This is a genomic window from Kitasatospora sp. NPDC059577, assembly GCF_042735475.1.
Classification (GTDB): domain Bacteria; phylum Actinomycetota; class Actinomycetes; order Streptomycetales; family Streptomycetaceae; genus Kitasatospora.
The window spans coordinates 40,566-54,754 of record NZ_JBHWBZ010000010.1 but is presented as its reverse complement, the minus strand read 5'-3'; the positions used below and the strand labels follow the sequence as shown (position 1 = coordinate 54,754).

The following is a 14,189-nucleotide window of genomic DNA, read 5'->3' as shown; positions in this document are numbered from 1 at the left end:
CCACACCACCATGTTCGTTGACGAAGGAAGAATTCGATGGAACCGACCACGCGCACGCTTCTCGCCTTCGGCGGAGCCGCGCTCCTCGGCCTCGCCGCCACGGCCTGCACCACGGACGGCGCATCGGCCGACGCGACCGTGGAATCGAAGTCCTTCGACTTCGCGGGTGGCAGCCTGACCGTCAAGTCCGGTTCCGCCGACCTCGCGCTGGTGGCCGCCGACATCGAGGGCGTTCAGGTGGAACGACGGGTCAGCGGCAGGAAGGTCGGCGGGGAGGTGGGGTCCGGCCGGCAGCTCGAAGGGGGCACGCTCACACTCCCGCTGGACTGCACGGGGATCTCGGTGGACTGCAGCGCGAAGTACACCGTGAAGGTGCCGCGCGCGGTCGCCGTCACCGCCGAGAGCGGCAAGGGGCGCATCGAGGCCACCGGCTTCACCGCCGACTTCTCGGCCAGGACCGCCGGCGGCGACGTCCGGTTGTCGGACCTCCACGGAGCCAAGCTGGCCCTGGAAGGCGGCGACGGAAGCATCGAGGGCGACGGTATCTCCGCCCGGTCCGTCAGCGTCACCTCGCGGAACGGCAACGTCGGCCTGGGCCTGGCCGCCGTGCCCGACCTGGTCGACGTGCAGAGCAGGGACGGCAACGTCGAGCTGGGCCTGCCGGAATCGAAGTACGCGGTCCGCACGGCCGCGAAGAAGGGCGACGTCACCGTGAACGTCGCGAAGGACGACGCGAGCGGCCAGTCCGTGGCCGTCCGGACCCGCAACGGCAGCATCGCCATCGGCAAGGGCGGGAGGTCCTGGCCGCCGCGCAGCAACCAGGCCGGAAGCGTTCGATCGAGCGCGAAAGTCGAACAGGAAAGAACGAATGTCAAGCAACTCCCTCTCCGGAATCAAGACACCTCGGGTACGGCGGCGTACAGCCCTGGCGCTCGCCGCTTCGATGACGGCTGCCGTGGCGATGACGGCGTGCTCCCCCAACTCCACGGACAACTCAGCCTCTCCGGCGACGGGCAGTGACCAGTAGCCCGCGAAGGGCCGCCAGCACCATCCACGCACGTCGGATACACGAACGCGACCCACGAGGAGGGAGGCGGCATTCATCTGACTGCTCGTCGGATAGGTCGGCAAAAGGTCAGCACGGGTACGAGCAGACCCTGCTCAACATGCACAGACGCGAGACTCGATCACTCTCGGCGCCCCACTCGGGTGGGGCCTCCAGCCGGACGCCAATGAGTCCTATTGTGCCGGCCGTAGTCGACCGCCCGGCAGCTGTCGGAGAGCTCCCGGCGTGGAACATCACTCCGGCTCAGAGTGCCTTTCGACCCGCCGCCCAGATGAATCGGTGCTCACAACAGCAGGGGCGACCGGCCGGACCTTCCAGGCTTCCCTCGGCTCCTCCACATCTGTACGGTGCGCGCACCGGATGAGTCGATCTACTTTCGTGCCTCGATCAGGAAGCGCGCCGAGTGGGCCACGAACGGGCCTTCGGCGCGGATCCGGGCGTCCAGTTCGCGCAGCCGGTCCCGGTGGGCGTCGACGGTGAAGCCCGGGACCATCCAGATCACCTTGCGCAGGAAGTAGACCACCGCGCCGATGTCGCGGAACTCCATCCTCAGCCGCTCGGACCGCAGGTCCACCACCTCCAGTCCGGCAGCCCGCGCCTCCTCGCTCTCGACCTCGGGCCGACGGCCCTCGCGCGCCTCCGGCTGCGGCCCGAGGAAGTACTCGACCAGCTCGAAGACGGACGCCGGACCCACGTGCTGGGCGAAGTAGCTGCCGCCGGGCCGCAGCACCCGGGCGATCTCCGCCCACCAGGCCCGCACCGGGTGCCGGCTGCTGACCAGGTCGAAGGCCCCGTCGGCGAAGGGCAGCGGAGGCTCGTCCTGGTCCGCGACCACCAGCGCGCCCAGCGGGTGCAGCAGCCGGGTGGCCCGGGCGAGGTTCGGCGGCCAGGACTCGGTCGCCGCGAGGACGGCCGGGATCCGGCCCTGCGGCCCGGCGAGCCGCAGGGCCCCGGCCAGCACCTCGCCACCGCCGGTCTGGATGTCCAGGGCCGCCGACGCCTCACCCAGGCGTCCGGACAACAGCCGCTGGTAGCCCCAGGACGGGCGTTCCTCGGTGGCCCGGCCGTCCAGCCAGGAGAAGTCCCAGCCGTCCACGGACACGGTCCCGGCCTCGGCGATCAGCTCTTCGAAGGTGCGCATGCCCGCATCATCCCGGTGGCGGTGCCGTCCGGCCACCGGATTCCTGACCGGGCGAGTGGCCGGCAAGGTCCGTGCGGCACGAGCCGGGCGGACGGCCGTCGGACTCCTGGCCGGGCCGACGGCCGTCAGGCTCCGCGCCGCGTCCGTAGCGCAGGACCAGCCCGACCCGTACCTCCAGACTCCCGGCGGCGATCAGCCCGGACACCGGCTCCGCGCCACCGCCGTCCGCCTCGAAGGCGACCAGCACACCCGGTGGTTCGCCGCACTGCCGCTCGACGAGCCGGCGTTCCTCGGGCGCGGGAGCGCGGAACACCGGGTCCTGGAAGCCTGCCGGGCAGCGCACGTGGAGCGGATCGGCGAAGACCAGCTCCAGCCCGTGGTGGTAGGAGAGGTCGTACCCGGCGGCCAGGCGCAACTCGCCCGGGCGCCAGGAGAAGACGTCCCAGTCCCACCAGGAACCCTCGGGCAGCACCACCGGCTGCTCCACCGGGCCGGCCGACCGGTCCTGCCCGGCTTCCATCCGTTCCTCCTCCTCGGCCCGTCCCCGCCCGCCCCCGGGTGGTCCCGGCGCCCGGCGCCTGCGAAAACCGCTGCACCGCGCTGACGGCCCCGCGAGGATGGTGCCATGACCACATCCCCCGTCGCCCGCTTTTACGACGACTTCGCGGCCGGCTACCACCTCATCTACGCCGACTGGGACGCCTCCGTCATCCGTCAGGGCACCGCGTTGGACGCCCTGCTCCGCGACCGGCTCGGGGACCGCGCCGCCGAGGTCCTGGACTGCGCCTGCGGCATCGGTACCCAGGCGCTCGGTCTCGCCGGCCGCGGGCACCGGGTCACCGGGACGGACCTCAGCCCGGTGGCCGCCGGCCGCGCCGCCGCGGAGGCCGTCCGGCGCGGGCTGGAACTCCCCACCGCCGCCGCCGACATGCGGCAGCTCCCCTTCCCCGACGGCAGCTTCGACGTCGTGGTCTGCGCGGACAACGCGCTGCCCCACCTGCTCACCCCGGCGGACGTCCTGGCCGCGCTCAGTGAGATGCGCCGCGTCCTGCGCCCCGGTGGTCTGCTGCTGCTCACCACCCGCCCGTACGACGAGCTGCGCCGCGGCCGGCCGTCCTCCACCGCGCCGCAGACCGCCGAGCGGGAGGGACAACGGTCCGTCGTCTTCCAGCTCTGGCAGTGGCACGAGGACGGCGAGCGGTACGACTCGGAGCTGTTCCAGTTGCTGTCCGACCACGCCGGACAGTGGCGTGTCGACGTCCACCGGTCCACCTACTGGGCCCTCACCCAGGCGCAGTCGAGTGCCTTCGCCACGGCGGCGGGCTTCATCGTGGCGGAATGGAAGGCACCCGCCGACACCGGGTTCTTCCAGCCCGTCCTGATCGCCCGTACGCCCGAACGCCCGGATGCCTTGACGGCCTGACGGCCATGCGCCCTTACGCCCTTACGCCCTGCTCGTACTCCGCCCCGACCTTCGGTCCCCAGCGTTGCCACTCACGCTCTCCGGCGCCATCACCTCCCTCGTGCCATCACCTCCCTCGTGCCGTCGCCTCCGCCGCGCACCGATTCCTCCCCGCTGCCGCAGGGCAGCGACCTACCGACCACCTCCCAACGCCGCCACCGCCTCCGCGACCCGCGCCGCACCGTCCTCCTCAGCCATCGCGCGCGCCGCCGCCCGCGCCCGCGTGCGCAGGGACCGGTCCTCCACCGCCTGCCGAACGGCCTCCGCCAGCCGGGCAGCGGTGAGATCGGCGAAGCGGAGCGGAGCGGTGGCGGCACCGATCCGGGCGAGCCGGTCGGCCCAGAAGGGCTGGTCCGCCATCACCGGGACCGGAACGCTCGGGACTCCGGCCCGGAGCGCCGCGGCCGCCGTACCGGCTCCGGCATGGTGCACGACAGCCGCCAGGCGCGGGAAGAGGTGGGCGTGGGACACCTCGCCGATGCTCAGCACGTCACTCCCCTCTCCGACCGTCCCCGCCCAACCCGCCTGCAGCACACCCCGCAGTCCCGCCTGCCGCAGCGCCTCCACGGCAAGGGCACCGAGCCGCGCGCCCTGCCCCTCCGCCATGCTGCCGAACCCGATGAACACCGGCGGCGGCCCGGCCCGCAGGAAGTCCTCGACCTCGGCCGGGAGCCGGTAGTCCGCCGCGACGTACGGCCACCAGTTGCCGACCACCCGCAGTCCCTCCCGCCAGTCCTCCGGTCGTGGCACGAGGGCGCGACTGAATCCGTGCAACACCGGCCAGCCCGCCCGCTCCACCGCTCGCCGACGCGCGCCCTGGGAGACCGCCGGAAGGCCCAGCCGGGACCGCAGCCGGCGCGCGGCCGCGGTGTGCAGGCGGTCGACGACCTGCTGGCCGAGCGCCCCCGCGGCACGGTTGCCCCAGCTCCCCAGCGAGCGACCGCCCCCGACGACCGGCGGGAACTCCCGGGTCGGCAGGGTGGGTTGGAGGTAGACCCCGAGACACGGCAGGTCCATCGCCTCGGCGAGGTGCCAGCCCAACGGCGCGGTGGTGACGCTCAGCAGCAGCACGTCGGCACCGGGCGCGGCGGCGTCGGCGAGCCCGTCACCGAGTCGGTCGATGAACTCGGCCGCCCGCGTGAGCAGTTCGGAGCGGCCGCCGCGCGAACCGGCGGGCGCGGAGGTCCCGCGAGGGTCGGCCGGGAGCGGCCGGAACTCCAGGCCACTGCCGGCCACCAGTTCGCGGAACGCCTCCGGCGCGGCGAGCGCGACGTGGTGCCCCTCGCCGCGCAGCCGCGCCCCGAGTCCGGTGTAGGGCGCGACGTCACCGTGGGAACCGGCGGTCATCAGGAGGATCCTCATCGGGTCGCCTCCCGGTCGCCCGTGCCGTGCCGCTCGGCGTTGCAGCCGATGGCGGTGCGGAGGTACCCGGCCAGCTCCGGGCGCTGCTCGGCTGCCGGTACGACGAGCGCGAAGGCACGGGCGTCCGCCTCGTAGTCGTCGGCGATCCGGCAGTGCATCTCGGGCGGGCAGGGCGTGAACCATCGGGTGATGTGCTGCCGGTGCTCCTCGGCGAGGTCCAGCACAGCCTCGTGGTCCGCCGGTAGACCCTCGTCGAAGGCCGCCAGCAGCCGGCCGCGCCAGGCGGCGGCCTCCGCCATCAACTGCCGCCAGTCCTCCTTCGAGTGGGCGGCGGCGCGGGCCAGGGCTTCCTGGTGGCTCTCCCGCTCGCCCCACTTGAGGTGGGCGTCGGCCGCGTAGCTGAGGTCGAAGACGACGTCGCCGAAGACCTCGAAGCGCTCCTCCGGGCCGAGTTCGAGCCCCGTGCGCTGGACCTCGATGGCCCGCTCGGCGACGTCGACGAGCTTCTGCAGCCGGGCGATCTGCTCGGTGAGGGCCTGCCGTCGGGCCAGCAGGTGGTCCAGGGCGTTGGCCTGCGGGTCGGCCAGGATCTCGGCGATCTCGTCGAGCGGGAACCCGAGCTCGCGGTAGAAGAGGATCTGCTGCAGCCTGGCGAGGTCCGCGCCGTTGTAGAGCCGGTAGCCGGCCGGACTGCGTTCGCTGGGCGACAGCAGCCCGGACCGGTCGTAGTGGTGCAGGGTCCGGATGGTGACCCCGGCGAATCCCGAGACCTGTCCCACCGACCAGCTCATGAGTCCCTCCCGTGTGTCCGTGTGTCCGTGCGTCCGGCCGTCCGCTGTGCTCACCGTGCGGCCTGACGTGGGGTGAGGGTCAACACGCGCAGCTCAGCGGCCTGCTCCGGGGACCGGGGACCGGGCCCGCTCAGGTCTCGCGCTGCGGGTGGTAGGCGCTCTCGGGTATGCCGAAGGTCCAGGCGACCCCGGCGCGGGCGGTGCGGGTGCTCGGAGGGACGCGCAGCCAGTAGGTGCGGTACGTGCCGTCCGGCTCGGGGGTGGAGTTGACCACCTCGACCATCACCACCGGCTCGTCGTCGGGCAGGACGATCCGCCAGAGCACACCGGTCTCGTCGCGGTGCAGGGGCTCGGCGCCGGAGTCCTCCAGGTAGCGGTCGTAGCCGTAGTGCTCCAGCAGGACGCGGCGCAGCTCGGCGTTCTCCTCGGTGCGGATCCGTTCGACGGTCACCTCGGCCAGCCCGGCCAGGAACTCCGGCGGGACGGGCATGCCGCGCCAGGCGTGCAGGGCGAAGCCGTCGGCGTACTCCAGGGCGGGCCCGTCCGCCCGGTCGAGGCGTCCGGCCTCGTCGCGGTGCAGCGCGGTGGGGCGCTCGCTGAGCAGGGCCACGTCCCGGTAGGGCCACCACCAGCCGGCCTCGCGGGCCTGTTCGGCGAGCGGCGCCACGGCGTCGGCGCCGGCCCCGGCGGCTTCCAGGGCGGCGAACCACGGCGCGTCGTGCTGACCCCGCACGGCGTCCAGCAGCGCGAGCCGGACCGTGGTGCGGCGGGAGCGGGCCTCGGCCGCGACGGCGACGTCGGCCTCGCGGTCGGCCTCGGGGGCGAGCCGGTCGAGCACGGCGTTGCGCACCCGGTCGGCGAGCGGCGTGGTGACCGGGCCGAGTTCGCCGCCGGTCAGCGCCCAGTGCGCCGCCCAACCGGTCGGGCCGACGTGCTCGACGGCCCGCCGCCGGGCCGTCTCCCAGGGCAGGGTGCGCACGGCCTCGCGCACGCTCTGCGCCCCGGCGGCCCGCAGCTCCAGCGCGGCTCCGGCCGCGGCGAGGGGCGAGTCGAACCAGCGGACCACCGCGGGCTCGGGCAGCCCGGCCGCCCGGTAGGCGGCCCGTACGGCACGTTCGGCCGCCGCCCGGTCGCCGGCCCCGGTGGCCGCGGCGGCGGCGCGCCAGCGGGCCGTCACCCCGGCGGTCCGGTCCGGCGTCCGCACGGCCGTCGGGTCGTTCTGGGTCACCGTCTCCATCGTCTGCTCCGTTCCCGGCCCGGGCTCCTCACCCGGCCGTCCGCTCTCGATCCGTTCCAGCGGCCCCCGCCCGCACCGTGCCACCGCTCCCCTGCCCGCCGGCTCCGGCGGAGCGGGCGTCAGTCCGCGACCATCCGCACCGCGCCGGGGACGTACTCGCGCTGACGGACCACCCGGTACCAGCCCTTCGGCAGCGGTATCGCCGCGTGTTCCTCGTGCACCACCCGCCCGCCCTCGGGCAGGTGGAGCCAGCCCGCGCCGAACGGCCCCGCCTCACGGCGCAGCTCACCCGGGCCGACCACGGCGTGCGCGTGCCCGGTGACCTCGCCCAGGGCGAGCACCATCCGGCCCCGCGCGTCCCGGGGCTGCACGGCCAGCTCCGCCGCCCGCGGCGGCACCGCCTCCTCCTCGACCGGCACGATCAGCACGTCACCCTGGCGGTACATCAGTCCTCCCTCGCCGTACGGCCGGGCCCGGCGGACGCCTGGGCCCACGGCTCCGCCGCGCCTCCCGCGGTCACTCTCCGGAGCCATGACCGGAACATAGGGCATGGGTCTGACAACGCGCCCCGGCTCCGACCCGGCCGCCGGTCTGTCGGTCCCTGCTGGTAGACAGTTGTTCGGCCCAGACCCCGGAGGAGCAGCGCATGACGGTCAACGAGCACATCGAGCGGTTCCACGGTCTGCCCGTCTTCGACTTCGTCGAGGCCATGGAGGAGGCCGCGGAGCGCGGCGGCGCCGACTCCCTCCGACTGCCCGACGCGGCTTCGGCCGCCTGGCGGATCAACCTCGACTACGAGTCGGAGGCGACGTTCGCGGAGCGCTGGCAGCAGTTCCTCGACACCGTCGACTCCGAGCGGGTCACCGCCGTCGTGATCGGCCAGTGGTCGCAGGAGGATCCGGACAGCTTCCGGGAGCCGATGGAGGCGGTGGTCGCCGGCGCCGACCGGCTGCCCGCCCTTCGCGCCCTCTTCGTCGGTGACATCACCTGTGAGCAGTGCGAGATCTCCTGGATCCAGCAGTGCGACATCACGCCGCTGCTGACGGCGTTCCCGGAGCTGGCCGAGCTGGTGGTGCGCGGTGCCTCGGAGGACTGGGACGGCAAGGGCGGTCTGGCGCTGCAGCCGCTGCGACACGAGGCGCTCAGGGCGCTGCGCTTCGAGTCCGGCGGCCTGCCGGGGTCGGTCGTGCGCTCGGTGGCCGGCTGCGACTTCCCCGCACTGGAGCGGCTGGAGTTCTGGCTCGGTGTCGACAACTACGGCGGCGACGCGACGATGGAGGACCTCACTCCGTTCCTGGACGGCACGCGCTTTCCGGCGCTGCGCCACCTCGGTCTGCAGAACAGCGCGTTCGAGGACGACATCGCGGCCGCCGTGGCGCACGCGCCCGTGGTCGCCCGGCTGGAGTCGCTCAGCCTCGCCATGGGGGTGCTGACGGACCAGGGCGCCACCGCCCTGCTGGAGGGCCAGCCGCTCACCCACCTGCGCTCGCTCGACCTGCACCACCACTACCTGAGCGACGAGATGCAGCAGCACCTGCGCCAGGCCCTGCCCGGGGTCGAGATCGACCTCTCCGAACCCGGCAAGCCCGACGACCGGTGGCGCTACGTCGCCGTGGCCGAGTAGCCGCCGGCCCCGCTCCCGTCCGACCACCGACCACCGACCACCGACCACCGACCAGGATCCGACATGACCGTCTCCCACCACATCGAACGCTTCCATGAGCTGCCGATCCACGAGTTCACGCCCGAGGACACCCGACCGCAGCCCGCGGCCGGCGCCGTGGCCTGGCGGCTGTCCGTCGACTACGGCTCCGAGCAGGGCTTCGGTCAGCTCTGGCAGTCCTTCCTCCGGGCCGTCGACCCCGCCGGCGTCCGCGCCGTGGTGATCGGCCCCTGGTGGCAGGACGGCTACACCTCCGTGCACGCCGTGGTCGAGGCCGTCACGGCCGAAGCCGGGCGCCTGCCCGCCCTGGAGGCGCTCTTCCTCGGCGAGGTGACCTTCGACGAGTGCGAGATCTCCTGGCTGCAGATGGACGACGTCACCCCACTGCTGACCGCCTTCCCGGAGCTGCGGTCGCTGACCGTGCGCGGCGGCATGGACCTCGCCCTGGAGCCGGTGCGGCACGACCGGCTGACCTGCCTGCGCTTCGAGTCCGGCGGCCTGCCGGCCGCCGTGGTGCGCGCGGTGGCCGGGTCCGAGCTTCCCGCGCTGGAGCGGCTGGACCTCTGGCTCGGCGTGGACGAGTACGGCGGCGACGCCACGGTCGACGACCTCGCGCCCTTCCTGGAGGGCACCCGCCTGCCGGGGCTGCGCCACCTCGGACTCGCCAACAGCGAACTCCAGGACGAGATCGCCGCCGCCCTCGCGCACGCGCCCGTGGTCGCCCGGCTGGAGTCGCTCAGCCTCGCCATGGGGGTGCTGTCCGACGAGGGTGCCACCGCCCTGCTGGAGGGCCAGCCGCTCACCCACCTGCGCTCGCTCGACCTGCACCACCACTACCTGAGCGACGAGATGCAGCAGCACCTGCGCCAGGCCCTGCCCGGGGTCGAGATCGACCTCTCCGAGCCCGAGGGCGACGACGCGGACGACGAGGACGACCGCTACGTCTCGGTCGCCGAGTAGGCGGTGGAACGACGATGACGCCGCAGCTGACCGTCCTCGGCAACCCGGGCCACCGGCGGGTGACGATGTTCGCCGCCGCCGCGCGGGCCGCCGGGCTGCCCGAACCCGCCGTCCTGCCCTGGCTGGACGTGCTGCGCGGCCGGTACCGGCTGCCCGAGGGCGCTCTGCTGCGCGTCGAGTCGCCCGGCGAGGAACCGGAGGTCGACCGGCTGCTGCGCGGCCCGGTGCTCGGCCCCGGCTACGCGCCGACCAGGGTCGAGGGCACCGCCGCCTGGTACACGGGGGTGACGGCCGCGCTGCGCAGGTTGGCGGCGCGGCCGGGCGTGCGGCTGCTGGGCGACCCGGAGGAGATCGCCGTGATGTTCGACAAGCGCCGGACACACGCGCTGCTCGCCGCAGCCGGGGTCCCGGTTCCCAGGGCGCTCGGCGGTGAGGTCACCGGCTGGGAGCAGTTGCGCGGACGCCTCTCCGAGACCGGTCTGCACCGCGTGTTCGTCAAGCCCGCACACGGTTCCTCCGCCTCCGGGGTGACGGCCCTGGAGTTCGGGCCGCGCGGGCAGCTGCAGGCGACCACCTCGGTCGAACTGGCCGACGGCCAGTTGCACAACTCGCTGCGGGTGCGCCGCTACCGCAGTGAGCGGGAGGTCGCCGCCATCGTCGACCGGCTGGCGCCGGACGGGCTGCACGTCGAGCAGTGGATCCCGAAGGCCTCGCAGTCCGGCCGCTCGGCCGACCTGCGGGTCGTGGTGGTGGCGGGCCGGGCCACCCACGCGGTGGTGCGCACCAGCACCCAGCCGATGACCAACCTGCACCTCGGCGGTGCCCGGGGCAGTGTCGAGCAGGCCCGGGAGGTCGCCGGCTCCGCCTGGCCGGCGTTGCTGGAGACGGCCGAGCGCGCCGCGGCCTGCTTCCCTGACTCACCGATGGTCGGCGTCGACGTCCTGCCCACCACCGGTTGGCGGCGTGCCCTGGTCGGCGAGGTGAACGCCTTCGGCGACCTGCTCCCCGGACTCACCGGCCTGCCGGGCGGCCCCGCCGAGGGCCTCGACACCTACGGCGCCCAGCTCGCCGCCCTCTCCACGCCCGCCCGATCGCCGCACAGGGCGACGGACCACCAGATCACGGAACCCGCTCGATGAACCACCGAACCACCACCCCCGCACCCGCACCCGCACCCGCACCCGCACCCGACATGAATACGATCGTGGGTACCCACGACCTGCTGCTCGTCACCCTCGACACGCTCCGCTTCGACGTCGCCGAGGAGTTGGCGGCCGCCGGCCGGATCCCGAACCTCGCAGCCCTGCTCCCGGACGGCCGGTGGGAGCGCCGGCACGCGCCCGGCAGCTTCACCTACGCCTCCCACCAGGCGATCCTCGCCGGCTTCCTGCCGACCCCGGCCTCCCCCGGCGGCCCGCACCCACGCCTGTTCGCCGCCCGCTTCGCCGGCTCCGAGAGCACCGCCCCGCGCACCTGGGTCTTCGACGCCCCGGACCTGCCGACCGCCCTGGGTGCCGCCGGGTACCGCACGGTGTGCATCGGCGGCGTCGGGTTCTTCAACAAGCATGGCCCACTGGGCTCGGTGCTGCCCGGCCTGTTCCAGGAGAGCCACTGGTCGGCCGGGATGGGCGTGGCGTCCCCGACCTCCTTCGAGGAGCAGGTCGCCCGGGCCGAACGGGTCGCCGCCGAACAGCCCGCCGAGCAGCCGCTGTTCGTCTTCCTGAACGTGTCGGCGCTGCACCAGCCCAACTGGTTCCACCTGCCCGGCGCGACCCGCGAGCACGGCGACTCCCGGGCCAGCCACGCCGCCGCCCTGGAGTACGTGGACGCCCACATCGGCCGGCTGTTCGCGGCGATGAGCGCCCGCCGCCCCTGCTTCGCGATCGTCTGCTCCGACCACGGCACCGCGTACGGCGAGGACGGCTACACCGGTCACCGGATCGGCCACGAGGTCGTCTGGACGGTCCCGTACGCCCACTTCACCCTCCCCGCCGGAGCGGCGGATACGGCCGCCCCCACCATCTCGGCCCCCGCCACCGCCCCCGCCCCCGCCACCACCGAGGAGCGCGCATGACGACCGCACCCCCGCGCCCCGACTCCCCGTACCAGTCGTACGTCTACGCCTACCCGCACAAGACGGCGTACCGGCCGCTGCCCGACCGCCCGCCGCTGCGCGAGCTGTGGGCCGGGGAGCCCCAGCACGCGCTCTCGCTCTACCTGCACGTCCCGTTCTGCGAGGTGCGCTGCGGCTTCTGCAACCTGTTCACCCGGATCGGCAGCCCCGCGGGCCTGACCACGGCCTACCTGGACGCCCTGGAGCGCCAGGCCGGGGCCGTCCGCGAGGCCCTGGACGCCGGTGCCCGGTTCGCGCTGGCCGCCTTCGGCGGCGGCACGCCCACCTACCTGACGGCCGGCGAACTGGAACGGCTGTGCGACATCGCCGAGCGACGGATGGGCGCCGACCTGCGGGCGGTGCCGCTCTCGGTGGAGGCCTCGCCCGCCACCTCCACCGCCGACCGGCTGGAGGTGCTGGCCGCCCGGGGCACCACCCGGCTGAGCCTGGGCGTGCAGTCCTTCGACGACACCGAGGCCCGCTCGGCCGTCCGGCCGCAGAAGCGGGCCGAGGTGGAGGCCGCCCTCGGCCGGATCCGCGCCGCCGGGTTCCCGGTGCTCAACATCGACCTCATCTACGGCATCGACGGCCAGACGGAGGCGAGCTGGCTCCGCTCCCTCGACGCCGCCCTCGCCTGGCAGCCCGAGGAGTTGTACCTCTATCCGCTGTACGTCCGCCCGCTGACCGGCCTCGCCCGGCGCGGCGAGCAGGAGGGCCCGGCCGCCTGGGACGCCCGCCGGCTCGCGCTCTACCGCTCCGGCCGCGACCACCTGCTCGCCCACGGCTACCAGCAGGTGTCGATGCGGATGTTCCGCCGCGCCGCATCCCCGCAGGCCGGGGCGAGCGAGTACGCCTGCCAGACCGACGGCATGGTCGGCCTGGGCTGCGGCGCCCGCTCCTACACCTCGCGGCTGCACTACTCCTTCGACTACGCGGTGAACGCCACCGAGGTGCGCGGCATCATCGACGACTACGTCGGCACCGCGGACTTCCACCGGGCCGAGGTGGGCCACTGGATGCGGGACGACGAGCCGCGCCGGCGCCACCTCGTGCAGTCCCTGCTGCAGGCCGAGGGCATGCCGCTGGCCGACTACCGCGCCCGGTTCGGCCGTTCGCCCGCCGAGGACTTCCCGGCCGAGCTCGCCGACCTCGCCGAGCGAGGCTGGCTCGCGACGGACGATCCGGAGCACCTGCGGCTCTCCCCGGAGGGGCTGGCGCACTCGGACGCGGCCGGCCCGATGCTGTTCTCGCCCGGGGTGCGGGCCCTGATGACGGCGTACGAGGCGAAATGACCTTCCTCGGCCTGCCGGGCGTCGCACCCCGCACCGCGCCCGCCCCCGGCACCGCGACATGCCCCGCGGCCGGGGCCGTCGACGAGGACGGCGCACGGGACCTCACCCTGCTCTACCGCGGTCCGCTGGCGTCCTGCGACTACGACTGCCCCTACTGCCCGTTCGCCAAGCGCCGCGACACCCCGGAGCAACTGCGCGCCGACCGGGCCGCGTTGGCCCGCTTCACCGGCTGGGCCGCCGGGCGCGCCGGCACCGGTGACACGCTGTCGCTGCTGTTCACCCCCTGGGGCGAGGGCCTGGTCCGCTCCTGGTACCGCCGCGCACTGGTCGAACTGAGCCGCCTGCCGCACGTCCGCCGGGTCGCGATCCAGACCAACCTCAGCTGCCGCACCGGCTGGATCGCCGGGGCGGACCTCGACGTGCTGGCCCTCTGGGTCACCTACCACCCGGGTCAGGTCACCCGCGAGCGCTTCCTCGCCAAGTGCCGCGAACTGGACGCGCTCGGGGTCCGCTACAGCGTCGGCGTGGTCGGCCGGCCCGAGCACCTCGACGAGGCCCGCCGCCTGCGCGCCGACCTGGCCGAGGACGTCTACCTGTGGGTCAACGCCGCCGAGGGGCTGGACTACACCGACGCCGAGGCCGCCCGCTGGACCGACCTCGACCCGCATTTCGGCTACAGCCGGCACGCCCACCCCAGCGCCGGACTGCCCTGCCGCACCGGCGAGTCCGTGCTGTCGGTGGACGGCGGGGGCACCGTTCGCCGCTGCCACTTCGTCCGGGACGTCCTCGGCAACCTCTACGACGGCAGCTACCGCGCCCGGCTGGGGCCGCGACCTTGCCCGTTGCCGGTCTGCGACTGCCACATCGGCTACGTCCACCTGGAGACCCTGCCGCTGTATCCGCTGTTCGGCGCGGGGGTCCTGGAGCGCGTCCCGGCCGACTGGCCGCCGGGCCGTGACGGATCACCGGCGACGAAGCGGCGGTGACGGGTCCCCCCGTGAAAACTCGCCGGTGACGAAGCCACCGATAAATCGGTTGCGAACCGACCACGTTGCGTGAAAGTGTACGAACGACCGTACCGGACCAGCAGGTTCAGGAAGGA

General features: G+C 74.0%; 14 protein-coding genes. 8 read left to right on the top strand and 6 right to left on the bottom strand.

Going from position 1 to position 14,189, the window contains the following annotated elements:
* Nucleotides 1-36: 36 nt before the first annotated feature.
* Nucleotides 37-1,020, top strand: a complete 984-nt coding sequence (locus tag ACFV0O_RS11705; RefSeq protein WP_380339648.1) for a DUF4097 family beta strand repeat-containing protein — start codon at nucleotides 37-39, stop codon at nucleotides 1,018-1,020.
* 416 nt (nucleotides 1,021-1,436) lie between these two features.
* On the opposite strand, the gene ACFV0O_RS11700 is transcribed toward ACFV0O_RS11705, so the two are convergent.
* On the bottom strand, nucleotides 1,437-2,207 hold the full coding sequence (locus ACFV0O_RS11700; protein ID WP_380339647.1) for a class I SAM-dependent methyltransferase: 771 nt from the start codon (nucleotides 2,205-2,207) through the stop codon (nucleotides 1,437-1,439).
* Between the two features lie 7 nt (nucleotides 2,208-2,214).
* A complete protein-coding gene (locus ACFV0O_RS11695; RefSeq protein ID WP_380339644.1) occupies nucleotides 2,215-2,727 on the bottom strand; it encodes a hypothetical protein in 513 nt (170 codons plus the stop codon).
* Between the two features lie 105 nt (nucleotides 2,728-2,832).
* On the opposite strand from ACFV0O_RS11695, the gene ACFV0O_RS11690 reads away from it, so the two are divergent.
* The gene (locus ACFV0O_RS11690) at nucleotides 2,833-3,630 is read left to right on the top strand and encodes a class I SAM-dependent methyltransferase (protein ID WP_380339641.1); all 798 of its coding nucleotides are present in this window, start codon (nucleotides 2,833-2,835) and stop codon (nucleotides 3,628-3,630) included.
* A 171-nt stretch (nucleotides 3,631-3,801) separates the two neighbouring features.
* Here ACFV0O_RS11690 and ACFV0O_RS11685 read toward each other — a convergent pair whose 3' ends face one another.
* The 4 genes from ACFV0O_RS11685 to ACFV0O_RS11670 form a co-directional block, all read right to left on the bottom strand.
* Entirely contained in the window at nucleotides 3,802-5,031 is a 1,230-nt protein-coding gene (locus tag ACFV0O_RS11685; protein ID WP_380339638.1) for a glycosyltransferase, read from the bottom strand.
* Nucleotides 5,028-5,822 (bottom strand): MerR family transcriptional regulator, encoded by a 795-nt coding sequence (locus ACFV0O_RS11680; protein WP_380339636.1) that lies wholly within the window; start codon nucleotides 5,820-5,822, stop codon nucleotides 5,028-5,030. Before ACFV0O_RS11680 ends, ACFV0O_RS11685 begins: the two co-directional genes overlap by 4 nt.
* A gap of 130 nt (nucleotides 5,823-5,952) precedes the next feature.
* Entirely contained in the window at nucleotides 5,953-7,059 is a 1,107-nt protein-coding gene (locus ACFV0O_RS11675; protein WP_380339633.1) for a DUF6745 domain-containing protein, read from the bottom strand.
* A 119-nt stretch (nucleotides 7,060-7,178) separates the two neighbouring features.
* The gene (locus ACFV0O_RS11670; RefSeq protein WP_380339630.1) at nucleotides 7,179-7,505 is read right to left on the bottom strand and encodes a hypothetical protein; all 327 of its coding nucleotides are present in this window, start codon (nucleotides 7,503-7,505) and stop codon (nucleotides 7,179-7,181) included.
* Nucleotides 7,506-7,705: 200 nt separating this feature from the next.
* On the opposite strand from ACFV0O_RS11670, the gene ACFV0O_RS11665 reads away from it, so the two are divergent.
* The 6 genes from ACFV0O_RS11665 (at nucleotide 7,706) to ACFV0O_RS11640 (ending at nucleotide 14,073) form a co-directional block, all read left to right on the top strand.
* Nucleotides 7,706-8,683: an STM4015 family protein gene (locus tag ACFV0O_RS11665; protein ID WP_380339627.1), complete on the top strand. Its 978-nt coding sequence runs from the start codon at nucleotides 7,706-7,708 to the stop codon at nucleotides 8,681-8,683.
* Nucleotides 8,684-8,746: 63 nt separating this feature from the next.
* Entirely contained in the window at nucleotides 8,747-9,682 is a 936-nt protein-coding gene (locus tag ACFV0O_RS11660; RefSeq protein ID WP_380339624.1) for an STM4015 family protein, read from the top strand.
* A 14-nt stretch (nucleotides 9,683-9,696) separates the two neighbouring features.
* On the top strand, nucleotides 9,697-10,821 hold the full coding sequence (locus tag ACFV0O_RS11655; RefSeq protein WP_380339621.1) for an STM4014 family protein: 1,125 nt from the start codon (nucleotides 9,697-9,699) through the stop codon (nucleotides 10,819-10,821).
* Between the two features lie 53 nt (nucleotides 10,822-10,874).
* Entirely contained in the window at nucleotides 10,875-11,756 is an 882-nt protein-coding gene (locus ACFV0O_RS11650; protein ID WP_380339906.1) for an STM4013/SEN3800 family hydrolase, read from the top strand.
* A complete protein-coding gene (locus ACFV0O_RS11645) occupies nucleotides 11,753-13,087 on the top strand; it encodes an STM4012 family radical SAM protein (RefSeq protein WP_380339618.1) in 1,335 nt (444 codons plus the stop codon). The genes ACFV0O_RS11650 and ACFV0O_RS11645 overlap by 4 nt, the downstream gene beginning before the upstream one ends.
* On the top strand, nucleotides 13,084-14,073 hold the full coding sequence (locus tag ACFV0O_RS11640) for an STM4011 family radical SAM protein (protein ID WP_380339615.1): 990 nt from the start codon (nucleotides 13,084-13,086) through the stop codon (nucleotides 14,071-14,073). The genes ACFV0O_RS11645 and ACFV0O_RS11640 overlap by 4 nt, the downstream gene beginning before the upstream one ends.
* Nucleotides 14,074-14,189: the final 116 nt, after the last annotated feature.